Annotated in this window: 13 protein-coding genes and 1 pseudogene; 11 read left to right on the forward strand and 3 right to left on the reverse strand. The window is 34.1% G+C overall.

From position 1 onward, the window contains the following. Positions 1–110: 110 nt before the first annotated feature. The 11 genes from TY19_RS11360 to TY19_RS11410 all read left to right on the forward strand — a co-directional run bounded on the left by TY19_RS11360 (position 111) and on the right by TY19_RS11410 (position 14,412). Positions 111–464: an STAS domain-containing protein gene (locus tag TY19_RS11360; protein WP_011175794.1), complete on the forward strand. Its 354-nt coding sequence runs from the start codon at positions 111–113 to the stop codon at positions 462–464. A 148-nt stretch (positions 465–612) separates the two neighbouring features. After that, positions 613–1,647: a tRNA (adenosine(37)-N6)-dimethylallyltransferase MiaA gene (gene miaA / locus TY19_RS11365; RefSeq protein ID WP_039359474.1), complete on the forward strand. Its 1,035-nt coding sequence runs from the start codon at positions 613–615 to the stop codon at positions 1,645–1,647. 507 nt (positions 1,648–2,154) lie between these two features. Next, positions 2,155–3,876 (forward strand): hypothetical protein, encoded by a 1,722-nt coding sequence (locus tag TY19_RS11370; RefSeq protein WP_042282679.1) that lies wholly within the window; start codon positions 2,155–2,157, stop codon positions 3,874–3,876. Between the two features lie 92 nt (positions 3,877–3,968). Continuing rightward, complete coding sequence (locus TY19_RS12025) at positions 3,969–4,610, forward strand: HAD family hydrolase (protein ID WP_079979329.1); 642 nt, start codon at positions 3,969–3,971, stop codon at positions 4,608–4,610. Positions 4,611–4,832: 222 nt separating this feature from the next. Next, positions 4,833–7,010 (forward strand): glutamine synthetase III family protein, encoded by a 2,178-nt coding sequence (locus tag TY19_RS11380; RefSeq protein WP_052354940.1) that lies wholly within the window; start codon positions 4,833–4,835, stop codon positions 7,008–7,010. Between the two features lie 299 nt (positions 7,011–7,309). Next, positions 7,310–7,690 carry a ribosome silencing factor gene (rsfS, locus tag TY19_RS11385; protein WP_011175789.1) on the forward strand — a complete coding sequence of 127 codons (381 nt, stop codon included), beginning with the start codon at positions 7,310–7,312 and terminating at the stop codon, positions 7,688–7,690. 91 nt (positions 7,691–7,781) lie between these two features. After that, complete coding sequence (gene fabF, locus TY19_RS11390; RefSeq protein ID WP_042282680.1) at positions 7,782–9,029, forward strand: beta-ketoacyl-ACP synthase II; 1,248 nt, start codon at positions 7,782–7,784, stop codon at positions 9,027–9,029. Positions 9,030–9,037: 8 nt separating this feature from the next. Next, positions 9,038–9,460, forward strand: coding sequence for a bis(5'-nucleosyl)-tetraphosphatase (locus tag TY19_RS11395; protein ID WP_039359462.1), 423 nt, complete (start codon positions 9,038–9,040; stop codon positions 9,458–9,460). A gap of 331 nt (positions 9,461–9,791) precedes the next feature. Continuing rightward, positions 9,792–12,509, forward strand: a complete 2,718-nt coding sequence (locus tag TY19_RS11400; protein ID WP_042282681.1) for an AMP-binding protein — start codon at positions 9,792–9,794, stop codon at positions 12,507–12,509. 204 nt (positions 12,510–12,713) lie between these two features. Next, a complete protein-coding gene (cysS, locus tag TY19_RS11405; protein ID WP_042282682.1) occupies positions 12,714–14,150 on the forward strand; it encodes a cysteine--tRNA ligase in 1,437 nt (478 codons plus the stop codon). A gap of 10 nt (positions 14,151–14,160) precedes the next feature. Continuing rightward, entirely contained in the window at positions 14,161–14,412 is a 252-nt protein-coding gene (locus tag TY19_RS11410; RefSeq protein WP_042282683.1) for a hypothetical protein, read from the forward strand. 127 nt (positions 14,413–14,539) lie between these two features. Here the strand turns inward: TY19_RS11410 and TY19_RS13195 are convergent. The 3 genes and pseudogenes from TY19_RS13195 to TY19_RS11425 all read right to left on the reverse strand — a co-directional run bounded on the left by TY19_RS13195 (position 14,540) and on the right by TY19_RS11425 (position 16,396). After that, positions 14,540–14,975: pseudogene (locus tag TY19_RS13195) on the reverse strand (transposase). Positions 14,976–15,387: 412 nt separating this feature from the next. After that, positions 15,388–15,603, reverse strand: a complete 216-nt coding sequence (locus tag TY19_RS11420; RefSeq protein ID WP_042282685.1) for a hypothetical protein — start codon at positions 15,601–15,603, stop codon at positions 15,388–15,390. 22 nt (positions 15,604–15,625) lie between these two features. Further along, on the reverse strand, positions 15,626–16,396 hold the full coding sequence (locus TY19_RS11425) for a trypsin-like peptidase domain-containing protein (protein WP_042282687.1): 771 nt from the start codon (positions 16,394–16,396) through the stop codon (positions 15,626–15,628). Positions 16,397–16,693: the final 297 nt, after the last annotated feature.

Raw genomic sequence — 16,693 nt, forward strand, 5'->3', positions numbered from 1 at the left:
ATTTCACTTAAAACACGTTAATTTAAAGATATAGGCAAGTGAATTAATAACTTGGTTTTTAAGCAATCATTTAAGCGTGTCTAAAACTAAAAGCGAAATTCGAGGAGTTTATGAGCAATATTGAAGGTCTCGTAAGCGTCAAAGAAGAATTAAAAGGTGATGTGCTTGTCTTAAGAATGCAAGGTCGGTTAGACGCTATTTCTTCTCCTAGTGCAGAACGTAAAGTTTTTGATTATATTAATAATGGCCAGCATAACCTTTTGTTAGATTTTTCAGGTATTGATTATTTAAGTAGTGCCGGCATGCGTATGCTTCTTTCCATTACCAAAAAATTAAAAACTTTATCAGGTAAATTAGTTCTTTGTTTAGTGACTGTCAATGTCATGGACGTATTAAAAATGTCTGGATTTGATCATGTTCTTGAATTAGTTCAAAGTGAAGAAGAGGCTTTAAAAAAATTTTGATTCAACAGCTCTACAATTTTTTTGGAATTGATATGCCTCGGAATTTCAATTTAAATTTTCATTTGTTAAATAAAAATTTAATTACAATTTTATTCGATAATGAATTGCTGTCGAAGTTTCAAAACAGACTAATCGTTGGATGGGTGATGTGATTGGCAACTTTTCTTGTGAAACTGATGAAATCAAACGTATTGTTTTAAATTTTGCATTACAAGTTCAGAAAAAATTTCCTTCTAATTTTCAAAAAAATAAGAAAAGAATAATAGTTATTGCAGGACCTACATGTTGTGGAAAATCAGCTTTAGCATTGAATTTAGCTCAAACTATGGATGGAGAAATCATCTCAGCTGATTCGATGCAAGTTTATCGAGGGATGGATATTGGAACTGCTAAGGCAACTAAAGAAGAACGACTTTTTGTTCCCCATCATCTAATAGATATTAGAGATATTCAAGAAAGTTTTAATGTCGTAGATTTTTATTATGAAGCTAGACAGGCTTGTCAAAAAATTTTAGACCAAGGAAATGTTCCGATTATTGCTGGAGGGTCGGGCTTTTATTTACACGCTCTTTTATATGGTCCCCCCAGTGGCCCTCCTTCAGTTCCTGAGGTAAGAAAATCGTTTGAAGATGAAATTGAACGATTGGGATCAGAAATACTTTATGAAAGACTTTCTCAATTAGATCCTCAATATGCTAAAACAATCACAAAGAATGATAAACAAAAAATTGTGAGAGCTTTAGAAATTATGATGCTAACCAACAAAAAGGTGAGCAAGTTATCTTGGAAAGGTAGAAGGAAACCCCAAAACTATGATTTTAGATGTTGGTTTCTTCATCGACCAAAAGAAAAATTATATGAACGTATTGATAAACGTTGCGATAAGATGCTTGAGGAAGGATTTATGGATGAAGTGCGACGCCTAGATTCTTTAGGTATTCGAGGTAACTCATCAGCTTCACAGGCAATTGGTTATAGACAAGCGCTTAATTTTCTAAAGACTGAGCAAACAGCATCACAATACCAAGAATTTATTCGATCTTTCAAGCAAGCGACAAGGCATTATGCTAAACGTCAATTTACATGGTTTCGAAAAGAACCATTGTTTCGTTGGTTGGATGTCGATATGCATGATCCAGAAGTTGTTTTTGATATGATCATGAAAGACTATGAACTGCTTTAATTTATTTTAAAGGTAAAAGGTAATCTAATTTTTGTTTTCATTTGTATGAGTTGGTATCTCTGATTCAATAACTCTTATCAATCATTTAAAGTTTGAAGCTGAAATTTTTAAATCATTTAAGTTAAAAAAATCCTTTCTCTTTTGTTAACCATGTATTGTATTAGTTTACTGAATTTGATTTACTTTTAAAATACCAATACACTATCATTTCACTGAAAATTTAGTGCTGCCAATGTGGAATCAATGAATTTGGTAAAAAGCATTGCAAGACTATCAATCTAAGTTTTGAGTTATCTTCTGCACCTCCTGCCGGATTGTTAAGGAGAAGAAAACGCAAAGCTTAATTATACGGCAATATGATTAACTGATTAAATCGAATTTTAAAGTTTTATCGAAACAACTCACATTATAGCTAAGATAAACGCAAATGCACGCATTATCAGTTAAATATCCGGCCTTACTTATCACACAAAATCTTAAAAATATCTTCATGAATGAGTCTGAAACATGAGTTTACAAAAACAATCGAAAGAAAAAAACATCTTATCACAAATTCAAACAGACTCTTTGAATGAAAACTTACAACAATTAGTTGAGGAATCAAGCATGAAACGAGAAGAGGAAATTCCAGAACCATCAGAAGAATTTTCTCGTAAAACAGAAAAAATGGATGAATCTGAAGATCCTCAATTAGCGGCTTTTCGAAAAAATTTTGAGGAGCAAGTTAGCCAAGATTTGAAGCTTCAATCCGCAATTGATTTTATGGAAAGTACATTAGCTCAAGGGGGGACTCCCCATTTTCGCAATTTTTGGGAAGCTAGACGGCTTTGCCTTCCTTTATTTAAAGAAAATATTTCACCTGCTCTTAGAGGGCAGCTTTGGAATCGCTATAGTGAACTTTCTAAAGAAGCTCGTCAATTGAAAGAAATTTTAGATGAGCAAAGCGCTTTTGCTGTTGAGCAAATTGAAATAGCTATTCAAGCTTTAGAAAATGACATTCAGCAGTTTGATGAAAATGTCGCTAAATCAACTATACCAGACAACCTGATCATTCCACAAACTCTTCAATCGAAACTGCAAATTTATCTTAATTTTCAAAAACAATTGAATGTCCTAAATGTCCAAGCTTCTCGCATTAATGCTTTACGTAAAGAATTACTTAAGACAGAAATGCGAGTGCGCCATAAAAATAAATTCTTTCAACGCCTTTCTGCAGCGGGAGACCTGGTTTTCCCTAAACGGAAAGAGCTTATTAAACAAATCAGTCAATTATTTGTAGAAGATGTTAACTACTTTATACAAGCTCATTTCAATCAAGAATCTTCTCACGATTCACTTTATGCTTTAAGAGAAGAAATTAAAGCATTGCAGGGGTTAGCTAAACAATTAACCTTGAACACAAATTCATTCACGCAAACACGTACTCGATTGAGTGAATGTTGGGATAAAATAAAAATTGAAGAAAAAGAACGTAAAAAAGAACGTGCTCATCAAAAGGTTTTATTCAAGCAAAATGCAAATTTAATAAAAGGGCAACTTCAACTTTGTAAAGCATTCGTTGAACAAACAGGTTCAATAGTTGAAGCTCAAAAAAAATTAGAAGAAATTATCACATTTATGCGGCGAACAGAGCTTGGTCGTGATGAGCTAAAAGAATTAAAAGAAGAATTGAGTCATATTCGCAAAATCGTTCACGATAAAGCAAAGCATGAAGAAGATCTACGCTATCAGCAAGAACAGGAGCGTAATCGTCAGAAAAAAGAAAAATTCAATACTTTTAAAGAATTGGCCGATAATTTAGTTAGTCAAGCAGAATCGTATGAACTAATGAAATTAACTTCTGATAGAGACCAATTGTTAGCACAATTGCAAGAGTCTTCATTGACGAAAAGTGAGAAAATAGATATTGAACGTATTTTGAGACCACTTCGAGATATCATTACTGAAAAAAATGAAAAAGCTATGTTGGCCATTTCAGATGATGATCGTTATGCATTAAAGCAGCTGCAAGATGTTCTTAGGCAGAGAAAAGAGCGCCGGCAAGAAATAAAAAAACAACTTGAAATCTTGCGTAAAGCTTCCGGATCTTCTAATCTCGATTTTGAAAAAGCAATGCTGTTTACTTCTCAAATCCATGAAGAAAAGGAACGTTTTGAAAGAGCTACCCAAGGAATTGTAGAAATCGAAAAGAAAATTGTTGAACTACAATCTAAAATTAAACGATCATAAATTTCTGTGTAAGCTGGAGTCACGAAGATTGTGTAAAATCTATTCATTAAACATCAATTATTAAAATTAACAATTGATAAAGACCAAAAAAGATGAAACTTTGTGTATTTGACTTAGATCACACACTGCTTACTGTCAATAGTAGTTATCGATTTGGTACGTATCTTTATCAGCAGAAATTCATTTCTTTTTTTACTCTTTCACATTGCCTGTTTTACTATGCTCGGCATAAATTCTTAGGAATGTCGATGCAAAAACTTCACGAGAAAATTTTTCAGAAATTGTTTAAAGGTCTTTACTTAAAAGAGCTTCAAAAACACGTTAAAAATTTTTTAGATTTAGAATTGATCAAACTTTTTTATGAGCCAGCTTTGCAAAGGCTGCAAGAAGCCAAACAAAGAGGGGATTACACACTTATCTTATCTGCATCTCCTGATTTTTTGGTACAGCCGATTGCTGAAAAATTAGATGTTAAAAATTGGCGGGCAAGTGTTTATGCTCCAGATCAGGAAGGGAAATTAGAATACCTTTCTTCTATTTTAGATGGATTAAATAAAGCTAATTATGTTGTATCTTTAATTAATCAAATGCAAATTGACTATACTGCTATTACAGCTTATTCTGATAGCTATTTAGATTTACCTATTCTAGAATTATCAGGAAAAGCTGTAGGAGTTGTCCCTGATAGTTATTTAAGAAAAATCTGTCAGGAAAGAGGCTGGGAAATTTTATAGTCCATTCATGCAACTAGTTTAGACCATTTTATTCTTTCCACCAAAATTTTGTTAAATATTCTAAAATCTATTTAACATTTTTATCATTTAAATATTGAATTTATCTATCAATTTTTCTTCTTTCTTATTATTTTGAGCAAATAACCTGCGTTGAAAACAAGAATCGTCTCCATCCAAATTATTGGGAAAATGTTTCCCTTAGATTAGTTATAAAGGTTAACTGTGAGAAAGCAAATTTTGAAAGAAATGAGTGAGATAAGCGAACCTCCAAAAAGAAAAAAAACTGTGAATTCTCAAAATTTTGGGAAATATGTATTTTCTAGAACAGTTATGCAAAAAATGCTTTCTGAAGAGATTTACAAAAACGTATCAAATGCCATCAACGGACGCGAGAAAATTAAAGCAGAATATGCAGATAGCATTGCTATTGTTGTGAAAGAATGGGCAATGAGTCATGGAGCGACACACTTCTGTCATTGGTTTCAACCTTTAACAGGAGCAAGCGCTGAAAAACATGATGCATTTATTGAATGGAATTCTGCGGATGGTGTTATGGAAAAATTTAATGGTAAACAACTCATACAAGGGGAGCCAGATGCTTCTTCATTTCCTTCCGGAGGATTAAGGAGTACTTATGAAGCAAGAGGTTATACGGGATGGGATCCAACTTCTCCTATTTTCCTTTGGAAAGCGGGGGATGGGGTAACTCTTTGCATCCCCTCTGTTTTTTTCTCTTGGACAGGAGATGTGTTAGATTCAAAAATTCCTCTTTTACGATCAGAAAGAAAAATTGATCAAGCGGCTTTGAGGCTGCTTCAATTAACTGGACTTGAGGCAGAGTATGTGTATTCAACACTTGGGCTAGAGCAAGAATACTTTGTGATAGACCGAAAACTACGCAATTTAAGGCCGGATCTCATTTTACTTGGTAAAACTGTATTTGGAGCTCCATCGCCGAAGAGTCAAGAACTACAAGATCATTATTTTGGCTCTGTTAAAGATCGTATTTTAACTTATATGCGTGCCTTTGAAGATACCGCTATTGAATTAGGAATTCCTGTTAAAACAAGGCATAATGAGGTTGCTCCGGCTCAACATGAAGTAGCACCTATATTTGAAAAATCAACTGTTGCCATTGATCATAATATTTTATTAATGGAACTGATGAGGCAAGTAGCGCAAAAGCAAGGATTAACTTGTCTTTTACATGAGAAGCCTTTTATGGCAATTAATGGTTCGGGTAAGCACTCTAATTGGTCTTTGTCAACAGATAAAGGTGTTAATTTGTTAGATTTGACAGATACCCCTCATAATAATCTTCATTTCCTCATATTAATGACAGCCATTCTGTATGGTGTTTATCAACATTCGACTTTATTAAGAGCTGCGATTGGATCCGCTTCAAATGATTATCGATTAGGAGGTCATGAAGCGCCTCCAGTTATTATGTCTATTTATTTAGGAGAAGAGTTAGAAACTCTTTTAAATGAGATTGAGGAAAAAGGAAATTCTACATTTATTTCTGCAAAAAATTGCTATGATTTAGGGACTATTTTGCCAGACCTTTCTAAAGACAATACAGACCGTAATCGAACATCTCCATTTGCTTTTACAGGAAATAAGTTTGAATTTCGAGCTGTTGGATCTTCTTCTAATCCCGCATTTCCAGTGACGGTTCTTAATTTAGCTGTGGCAGAAAGTCTTCACCTTATTTTAGATGAAATTGAATTTCATACTGATCAAACAAAAGGGAATACCGAAGCGATATCAAAAGCTATTTTTCCTGTATTACAAAAATATTTAAAAATTGCAAAAGCGATTCGTTTTACTGGCGATAATTACCATGAGGATTGGATTAAAGAAGCTCAAAAAAGAGGTTTACCTAATTTTAAATGCTCTTCTGAAGCTTTTTTAACATTGACTCATCCTAAAACCATCCATTTATTTGATCAGATTTTAACTTCTCAAGAGCTTGCAAGTCGTCAAGAGGCTTTATTAGAAACGTATACCTTAAATATGACTATTGAAGTTAATTTAATGCTCGATATGTTTAAAACACAAATTCTTCCTGCTGTTTTTAATTACCAAACAACAATCGCAACAAGTTATCTCAGATGCAAACAAACCCTTTCTTCTCATCAATTTCATTCAATAGAACAAAATGCTTGGATTAAAGAGATTAATGATAAGATTGAAGAAAGTATAAAGTGTTGCAAAGAGCTCGAAATGCTCAAAGAGCAACTTACTTTATTAACAGTTCAAGAAAAAGCTAGAGTTTTTGGTGAAAAAATTATTGTTAAAATGGAACAATTTCGAGCCATTGTAGATGACCTTGAGGTGATCTGTGATGATGCTTTGTGGCCCTTTCCAAAATATCGAGAATTATTATTTATGATTTAATAAAAATGATTAATCAAATGAGGTTGCTATTGATTTGTCAGAAATTTATGGAGTTTTGACTAAATCATTTGATCAGCAGGATCTTAGGCTTGTAAACTAATTATTTTTTATATTTTTTGTAATGTTTGAAACTATTAAATTAAATTCTTTTGCAAAAAATTTAAAAAGATTTGCAACCGAGCTGAATAATTTCCAAGCAAATACCCCAAGCGTTTTGGTTAAATAAGTGGTATTTATCTTTAGAACTGTGTTAGAATGTCATTTTTTCTAGCCTATTAACATTTAATCGTTAAAATACAATGAAAGATTTTTACTTAAAAACATTAACTGAAGTTGCTCAAGCTATCTATGATAAAAAAGGTTTCAATATTTTAGTTTTAGATGTCAAAGGCATCTGTACTATGACCGATTATTTCATCATTGCTGAAGGAACTGTTGATCGTCACGTCAGAGCGATTAGTCAAACAATTGTTGATCAATTAGCTAAACACCAGCATCATCCTTATCACATAGAAGGAGAAAGAGAAGGTGATTGGATCGTTTTAGATTATACTGACTTTGTGATTCATTTGTTTGTTCCAGATCTGCGCGAAAAATATGCTCTTGAAGAATTATGGAAAGGGGGAAAAATTGTAGATGTTTCTATTGATACGTCACGACCAGAGTTTAAAAGAGCTTAACATGTTTATGCATTCATAAAAGAAAACGATTGCCGTTTGTGAGAAAAGTAGTAGTTAACCTTTTTAAACCAATCTAAAAGGATTGAGGAAAATGAGCAAAAAACGAATTGTCATTACAGGAATGGGTATTGTTTCATGTTTTGGAAACGATGTTGATGCTTTTTATCAAAATCTTTTAGCCGGTCAAAGTGGTATTCAACCTATCACAGAATTCCCATGTGAAGATTATCCAACGCGATTTGCTGGAATTATCCCCAATTTTGAAGCTGGTGAGTATTTAGACAAAAAGCAGGCTCGTCGAGTGGATAAATCGATTGCTTATACGATGGTAGCAGGAAAAAAATCACTAGAATCAGCTAATTTAAATGAAGAAAACTTAAAATGTCTTCAAAAAGAACGGTGCGGTATTTTGATTGGTTCTGGAATGGGAGGAATGACAATGTTTGCTGATGGAGTGCAAACATTAGTTGAAAAAGGTCCTCGAAAAGTATCTCCTTTTTTTGTTCCTTTTATTTTGACAAATATGTGTGGAGCGTTGCTGGGAATAGATATTGGTTTTATGGGCCCTAACTATTCTATTTCAACAGCTTGTGCTACCGCAAATAATTCGATTATTTCTGCTGCTCAACACATCAGAAATGGAGAGGCTGATTTGATGCTGTGTGGAGGTGTAGAAGCGGCTGTGATGCCGATGGGATTAGCAGGTTTTTGCGCATGTAAAGCCCTTTCTCAACGAAACGAAAATCCAGCTAAAGCTTCTCGCCCTTGGGATCAGGGAAGAGATGGTTTCGTCCTTGGTGAAGGAGCTGGCGTTCTTGTGATGGAAAGTTTAGATCACGCCTTAGCTCGAGAAGCACCTATTTTGGCTGAGTATTTAGGAGGCGGATTGTCGTGTGATGCTTATCATATGACAGAGCCACGTTCAGACGGAGAGGGTGTTGCTTTATGTATTCGCAGAGCTTTACAGGATGCAGGTATCCAACCCGAAGAGATTAATTATATTAATGCTCATGCCACTTCTACTCCTGCGGGAGATATGGCTGAGGTTAATGCCCTAAAAAAAGTTTTTAAAAACCCTTCTTCGATCAAAATGAACGCAACAAAATCGATGATAGGTCACTTGTTAGGCGCTGCAGGTGGGGTGGAAGCAATTGCGACAATTAAAGCGATTCTTGAACATCAAATTCATCCAACCATTAATTTAGAAAACCCAGAACCTAATTTAGAATTTGATGTTTCATCCGAGGCGCAACGATTTATCGTGAAACGTGCGATTTCTAATTCGTTTGGCTTTGGAGGTCATAATGCTTCTGTTATTTTTGCTCCTTATGAACCCTAGACGCTAAAATGCCCTTAAAAAAAGATTATTCTTACGGAATTATTCCCATTCAAAGAAAAGAAGATAAATGGTACGTATTGCTCATTCAGCAGCAAGCGGGGCATTGGTCTTTTCCTAAAGGGCATGCAGATGCCAATGAGTCCCCAAAACAAGCCGCTGAAAGAGAATTGTTCGAAGAAACAGGTTTGAAAATCACAAGCTATTTATCCGAAGAAGTTTTTTTGGAACATTATATTTTTACCTTTAATAAACAACGCATTGATAAAACTGTTGCGTATTTTGCTGCTTTAGTAGAGGGAGAAGTTGTTATTCAATGGTCAGAAATTCGGTCGAGTCAGTGGATTTTGCTTTCTGAGGCGTGTGAAAAAATTTCTTTTCCTGAAGGAAAAAAGCTTTGCCATTCCGTTTTAAAACTTCTCAATCTTGATTAAGTAGAATGTTTGGATGATCCATTCAACCAATTACTAGGTATCTGAAATGCATTCATTAGTTTTTTCAACACACATTTTAATTTTTTTAGCCTCGTTTATATAAAATCCGACTTGTTTTGATGAAGAACTCTTTGAATTTATGATTTTATTTCTAGAAAATGCTATCATTTGCTACACAAAATCTAACTTATCAATTGATTGCTAGATATAAGAGAATTCAAAAAATAGGATTTGAGCTAAATTGGTTAATATTTAGATTCAAATGTTGAAGACGTAACAACGAATTTTTAAATTTACTTGTAAGTGCAATAGATAAATGAGGAGAATTCCAGTGAGACATCTACTAGGCTTAGTATTACTTTATTTTATGCGATTTACTCTATGGTTTCGTTATAGAGTTACGATTAAAGGAATTGAAAACGTAAACCCTAAAGTTTTAAATAAACCAGGTGGTGTTCTTTTTTTACCGAACCACCCCACTGTTTTTGTTGATCCCACATTGGTTACTTTAGCTATTTGGAAAAAATACCTCATTCGCCCCCTGATCGTTGAGTATATGTATTATACTCCTATCGTGCATGGCTTTATGAAATTCATGCGAGCTATACCTATTCCAAATTTTGTTTCTTCAAGCAACAGCTTGAAGAAAAAAAAAGTTGATCAAGTCATAGAAACAGTCATTAAAGATTTAAGGAAGAAAGAAAATTTCCTTATCTACCCAGCAGGTAAAGTTAAAAACCAGGCCAAAGAAATTATTGCGGCATCAGGTGTTCATCGTATTATTCAAGCTGTTCCTGAAGCGAATATTGTGCTTGTCCGAACAACTGGATTATGGGGAAGTAGCTTTTCGAGAGCCTTAATTGGGAAATCTCCTCCTATGTTCAAAACAATTTTTGAGGGAGTCAAAATTGCTTTTAAAAATTTAATTTTCTTTACTCCTCGACGAGAAGTGATCATTGAATTTATGCCTGCCCCAGCTGATTTTCCCTATCAAGCTTCACGCTTAGAACTCAACCGCTATTTAGAAAATTGGTATAATCAGCCAAGTCGACTAAAGCAGAACAAAGAGGAGGGGGAAGATCTTTATCTGGTTTCGTATAGCATGTGGAGAGAAGAATTGCCCACAATTCATATTGAGAATAAATCTAATGCACAAATTGATTTAGCAGCTATCTCTACAGACATTCAAATTAAAGTGAAACAAAAGTTATCAGAAATAACAAATATGGATCCTTCTCTCATTAAACCTGAGATGAATTTAAGTAGTGATTTAGGGTTAGATTCACTCGATGTTGCTGAACTTATTGCTTTTCTTGATAATGATTTTGATTTAACTGGAGTACCTGTCAGCGAATTAACAACTGTTGGTAAAGTGATGGCCCTTGCATCTAAGCAAATTACTTTTGAAGAAGAGGTGGAAGAGGAAGAAAGTGATTTAACTCGTTGGTTCGCTTCATCGTTCCCTCATAAACGTGCGACATTTCCTGAGGGAGAAACAATTCCTGAAGTTTTTTTAAATAATTGTGCAAGAATGGGGCATACTGTTGCCTGTGGAGACCTGCGCTCTGGAGTCGTGACCTATGCACAGGCTAAACTACGCGTGTTATTATTAACTGATTACATTAAGAAGCTTCCTGGAGAGTATATCGGAATTTTACTTCCTTCAAGTGTTGTGACTTATTTTACGATCTTAGCTTGCCAGTTAGCTGGAAAGGTTCCTCTTTTAATCAATTGGACAGCAGGAGCCCGTCATTTGGAGTCTGTTCGATCTTTATCAAATATTCAGGTTGTGCTTTCTTCTTGGGCATTTTTGGATCGTTTGGATAATGTTGATTTAACAGAGATAGAAGAACTCATTATTACCTTAGAAGATGCCCGTCGAGAATTTTCTTGGAAAGATAAATTAAAAGCATTTATTCGTTCAAAACTGAAAACAAAAACACTTTTATCAATATTTGATATTCAGAGTTTAACAAAAGATTCGAAGGCCGTTTTGTTATTCACTAGCGGGACTGAAAGTTTGCCTAAAGGAGTCCCCTTAACGCATGAAAATATTTTAAATAACCAAAGAGATGCTATTGAATCTGTCGAAATTTTTCAAGATGACGTGTTATTAGGGATGTTACCTCCATTTCATGCTTATGGATTCACAGCAAGTGGTTTATTACCTTTACTAGGCGGATTAAGAGTTGCTTATTATGCCGATCCTACTGATGGAAGAGGGCTTGCGAAAGCTATTGAGAAATGGGCTGTTACAATTCTTTGCGGGGCACCGACATTTTTGAGGGGAATTTTTAAAAACGCGAATCCTGACCAACTTAAAACTCTTCGCATATGTATAACGGGAGCAGAAAAAGCCCCAAAAGAATTATTTCAAATGGTTGGACAGCTTGATCATTGTCGTTTAATTGAAGGTTATGGAATTACTGAATGCTCTCCTATCTTAACTGCTAATACCACAGGAAATCCAGCTTATGGTGTTGGAAAGCCTATGAAACAAGTCTCTCTTTGTGTTGTTAGCCTTGATCAACATCAACCTTTACCTCAAGGAGAACAAGGCCTTGTATTAGCAAAAGGGCCCAATATTTTCTCGGGCTATCTTAATAAAGGGATCTCTTCCCCTTTTATTACAGTTAATCAGGAGGTTTGGTATTCAACAGGAGATTTAGGCTACCTGGATTCAGAAGGAAATTTAATCATATGTGGACGTTTAAAAAGATTCGTTAAAATTGGTGGGGAAATGGTTAGTTTAACAGCAATTGAAGAAGCTTTACACCATACAATTGGAGAGAAAGTTAAAAATGAACAAGAAGAAAGACCCATCTTAGCTGTCATCCCGGAAGAAGAGGCGGGAGAAAAAGCCAAAATATTTGTTTTCACCAGTTTTGAAGCTTCTGTCGATGAAGCTAATAAAGCTTTGCGAGAAGCAGGATTTAGTAATTTAGTTAAAGTTTTTAAAGTAATTCAATTACCTGAAATTCCTTTGATGGGAACAGGGAAAATTAATTATCGTGAATTAAAAAAAAATTTAGAAACGCATGCTAAATAGTCTACGTGCGCAAAGGTTATTTGACATCGCTGATATAAATGAGATTCTGCTGGAAATTATCCTCTAACAATTCCTTTTGAAATTTGACTTGGTTAAAAAATAAAAGTAAATTTTAGAAAATGCTGTTGAATAGAGATTGGTTTTACAACTAGATAAATTCGCAACTTAAGTTATAAAGACATTACTGATCGATAGGATACCTTTATGAATGAACATGCCCTAAAAAATATTCCCCTCAGGCTTTATAATACGGCTGAGCGTCAAAAGCAAGAGCTTAAACCAATAAAAGGCAACCATATACAACTTTACACATGTGGACCAACCGTCTATCACTATGCACACATTGGAAATTTTCGAACTTACATCTTTGAAGATTTACTAAGAAGAACAATTCAATTTTTTGGGTTTTCTATTACACAGGTTATGAATCTTACCGATGTGGATGACAAAACAATTCGAGGAGCTATTGCTAAGGGTATTACTCTTGATGAGTATACGAAGCCTTATAAGGATGCTTTTTTTGAAGATTTAAAAACTTTAAATATCCAATCAGCAGAGTATTATCCAGCTGCTACTGATTATATTCCAGCTATGATTGAGATGATTAAAGTTCTTTTAGATAAAAAAGTCGCTTATAAAGGAGGGGATGGGAGCATTTATTATGCCATTAACCAATTCCCTCGCTATGGTTGTTTATCTCACTTGCATTTAGAAGACTTACAAGCAGGAGCCTCTGAACGAGTGGCTGCTGATGAATACGAAAAAGAACATGTCGCAGACTTTGTGTTGTGGAAAAGTTATGATCCTGAGCGTGATGGTCAAATTTATTGGGAGAGTCCATTTGGTTTAGGTCGCCCGGGTTGGCATTTAGAATGTTCAGCAATGGCCATGCACCTACTTGGAGAAACGATAGATATTCATGTGGGAGGAATAGACAATATGTTTCCTCACCATGAAAATGAAATTGCCCAATCTGAAGCCTGCTCCGGTAAAAAATTTGTAAATTTATGGATGCATGCAGAACATCTTGTCGTTGATCAAAAAAAGATGTCCAAGAGTTTAGGAAATTTTTACACATTGCGTGATTTGTTAAATAAAGGTTTTACAGGTATTCAAGTCCGCTATTTACTTCTTCAAACACATTATAAAACGCAATTAAATTTTACATTTCAAGGTGTTGAGTCAGTCAAAAGTTCATTGCAACGCCTTAATGACTTTATTCAAAGAATTTATAATATTCAAACACTTCAATCAGACGGTCAGGTTGACTTACTTGTCAATGATGCTTTAATACGATTTGCCGAAGCTCTCGCAGATGACTTGAATATTTCTTCCGCTTTAGCTGCTATTTTTGATTTTGTACGTGAAATCAATTGTTTATGTGATGTCAATCAGGTCAGTCAAAAAGAAGCCGAGACAGTGATAAATCTTATGAAAAAATTTGATACTATTTTAGGCGTATTGACATTTGATAAAAGAGAAGAAAGCATTCCAGAAGATTTACAAGAAGCTTTTGCTAAAAGGCAACAGGCGAGACAAGAGAAGAACTGGACACTTTCCGATGAATTACGTGATTTCATTCATCAAAGAGGCTATTTGATTGAAGACACTCCTCAAGGTACCAGATTAAAAAAACAATAAGGAAATAAAAATGTCCAATCGCGCAAGAACAAAAGATGAAATGTTTATGATGCGTCTTTATGAAGAAGCTTTAAAACAAGAAGAAATAGAAGATCCTATAGATCGTTATCAGATTGGAAAATTAGCGGGACTTCAAAAAACTGCTGTGGATACGATTTGTAATTTGCTTGCTCAAGCCAATTTTATTAAAAAGAAAAATGTGTCTGACATTTCAATCACTCCTCATGGCGCTAAGCTGGCTGAAAGCTTGAAAGAACCATAATCGGTTTAACAATACAAAATTGAATTTTGGGTTTTAAGCAATTATTAACAATAGGCGATGTTGCTCTGTCAAGTTTATCGATGGCTTTTTAGGTTGATGAGGATAAGCAACAATCCCAGCTAATCGATTAATTAAAAAATTTCTGGCAGTTCTGCGGCGTATCTATTCGATCTGGGAAATTTTTTTTTAGTTGATCATTCACCGTTTCAATGATAGCTCTTTTTCTAAGGAGAATTTTGTCTGCCAACTTCATCAATCTCTGCTTCCTACTCGATCTTAGGGTAGTAAATAATAGTTTAAGGTTTCGGCAATAGAGATATCAGCAATACGTCCAGTTAAGCTGAAAAGCCAAAATTTCTCCTTTCTTATTAAGCATAAGATGCCATTTAAACCCCAAAAACCATCTGAGATTATTTTTCCCCTCTTTGCCAAACCTTTGAAGACTTCTTTCTTTTTATGCGTTTATTGTGGCAAACATCTATCGATGGAGAATCAATAAAAGCAATTCCTGTGATTCCTCCTCTTTCTAGAAAATAAGCAAATAGAGGAACAAAAAGATTCAAATTTGACCTCCCATATCATATTAAACATTATTTGGGAAAACAAATGTTTTAAATCAGGCAGAGGTCTTTTGTCATTTAAATTTTATTCTTCTTATTCATTATCAAAAGAATAAACTCAAAATTCAGGTTAACAAAATATTGTGTTTATTTTCACTCTCAAAAGTTAGCTTAGGATTTTAAAAAATTGATAAAAAATATGAAAGAAGATTTGAAATAAAGGGTGAATAAGCAAACTTTTTATTTATTACACAAATAAAAAGTCTACTAAATTTAATTATATAAAATGAGCTAGGTTAAAAATTAACTAACTACCCGACTAAGAGTAAATATTCCTCCAAATACTTTAACAGTTCCTCGATCAAGATAGCTATTGTTCAATAAATGATATTTTCCTATTGACATTGCCAGTTTTTTAATAAAATTCTTCCGCTCCATTTTTTTTAGTTTTGTATATTTGATGAAGATGAGGATCTGGATAAATCGCATAAATAATTTCAGGATGATTTACCCCTTTTAGGCCTGCCTTTCGAATAGCGTTACACCTATCGTCTTTGCCTCTGCCCTTTTCTCTATATTTGAATGTAGCTCTTACTACAGTTTCTTTAATTGAATCAGAAAAATTTACCATTCCCCTGGCTATATGATTTAAGCTAAGGCTTCTTCTCTTCCTCTACATCATCTGATTTTATTATTAAGGGTGACTGATTCATAATTCTTGTATCCAAATGTGCCACTTGGATATTTGAAAGAATGTAGTCAGCATTACGATCACCATTGGTCTTTGCAAACTCAAGTATTCCGTAAAGTGCATTCATTGTTAACCCTTCACTATTTCCCTGATGCATAGCATGGACATAGCTATTCCGCAGCGACATTCTAGGTGCTCCTGATTCTCCTGGATTTGTTTGAGAAGAAACGAAGTTTCCTCGCATGGCATAGGATCCACCACCTGAAGAGGTAATTGACTGATAACCAAAGGTCTTCACGTACATTTTTAAAGATTGGCCTTCAAACTTGTGATACAGCTGAACCGAATCTCCTATGTCAATGTCCATATCTAAAACAACTGGCTTGAATTGACCTCCTTTTACCCATAAGATGGCAAAATCAAACTCATATTTAGATCCATCAAAAATAAGTTTTCCCATTCCAAAATTCCCTTTAATTTCATTTCTTCCTTCTAAACAATGGTGACAAGTTAATAGAAGATCTTGGGATATGGCAAAACAATTTCCTATAAATGTGCCATCACTTCCCTGGATGGAGAAAATTGCGTGATAAAGGTTATGTACAAATCTATTTACTGAGTAACCTTGGTTTGATAGGTAACTGTTAATTTCTATTTCTGTGTTAACCCTGTTAGTGTTGGACTGAGATAAACGATAAGGTGATGCACTATGAAACGCTGGATTCGTTCTCATTTAAATATTCTCCTCAAATAAAATTTCGAATATTAATTTTTAGACTATTACAGCTATAATTAACTTTTTTAATCATTAAATATATTTTAAAGTTAAAATTTGACTTTTCTAAATTAAAAAAATATTTATGAAAGCAAATAGATATCGTATTCTAAATCAAAATTAACATTTTTAAAATTGGGATAATAGCAGATGGTAAAATTTTAAACATATTAACCTGAACTTTGGGTTTAGGTGTTTAGGCTTAAACAAGATACATAAAATTTGAATGACAAAAGACCTCAACATGATTTAAAA

The sequence above is a fragment of the Candidatus Protochlamydia sp. R18 genome, assembly GCF_000648255.1.
Classification (GTDB): Bacteria; Chlamydiota; Chlamydiia; order Chlamydiales; family Parachlamydiaceae; genus Protochlamydia; species Protochlamydia amoebophila.

Bases quoted from the DNA above. Each gene is read 5' to 3' on its own strand.
- TY19_RS11360 (WP_011175794.1), top strand. From the start codon at position 111: ATGAGCAATATTGAAGGTCTCGTAAGCGTCAAAGAAGAATTAAAAGGT.
- TY19_RS11370 (WP_042282679.1), top strand. From the start codon at position 2,155: ATGAGTTTACAAAAACAATCGAAAGAAAAAAACATCTTATCACAAATT.
- TY19_RS12025 (WP_079979329.1), top strand. From the start codon at position 3,969: ATGAAACTTTGTGTATTTGACTTAGATCACACACTGCTTACTGTCAAT.
- rsfS (WP_011175789.1), top strand. From the start codon at position 7,310: ATGAAAGATTTTTACTTAAAAACATTAACTGAAGTTGCTCAAGCTATC.
- fabF (WP_042282680.1), top strand. From the start codon at position 7,782: ATGAGCAAAAAACGAATTGTCATTACAGGAATGGGTATTGTTTCATGT.
- TY19_RS11395 (WP_039359462.1), top strand. From the start codon at position 9,038: ATGCCCTTAAAAAAAGATTATTCTTACGGAATTATTCCCATTCAAAGA.
- cysS (WP_042282682.1), top strand. From the start codon at position 12,714: ATGAATGAACATGCCCTAAAAAATATTCCCCTCAGGCTTTATAATACG.
- TY19_RS11410 (WP_042282683.1), top strand. From the start codon at position 14,161: ATGTCCAATCGCGCAAGAACAAAAGATGAAATGTTTATGATGCGTCTT.
- TY19_RS11420 (WP_042282685.1), bottom strand. From the start codon at position 15,603: ATGGTAAATTTTTCTGATTCAATTAAAGAAACTGTAGTAAGAGCTACA.
- TY19_RS11425 (WP_042282687.1), bottom strand. From the start codon at position 16,396: ATGAGAACGAATCCAGCGTTTCATAGTGCATCACCTTATCGTTTATCT.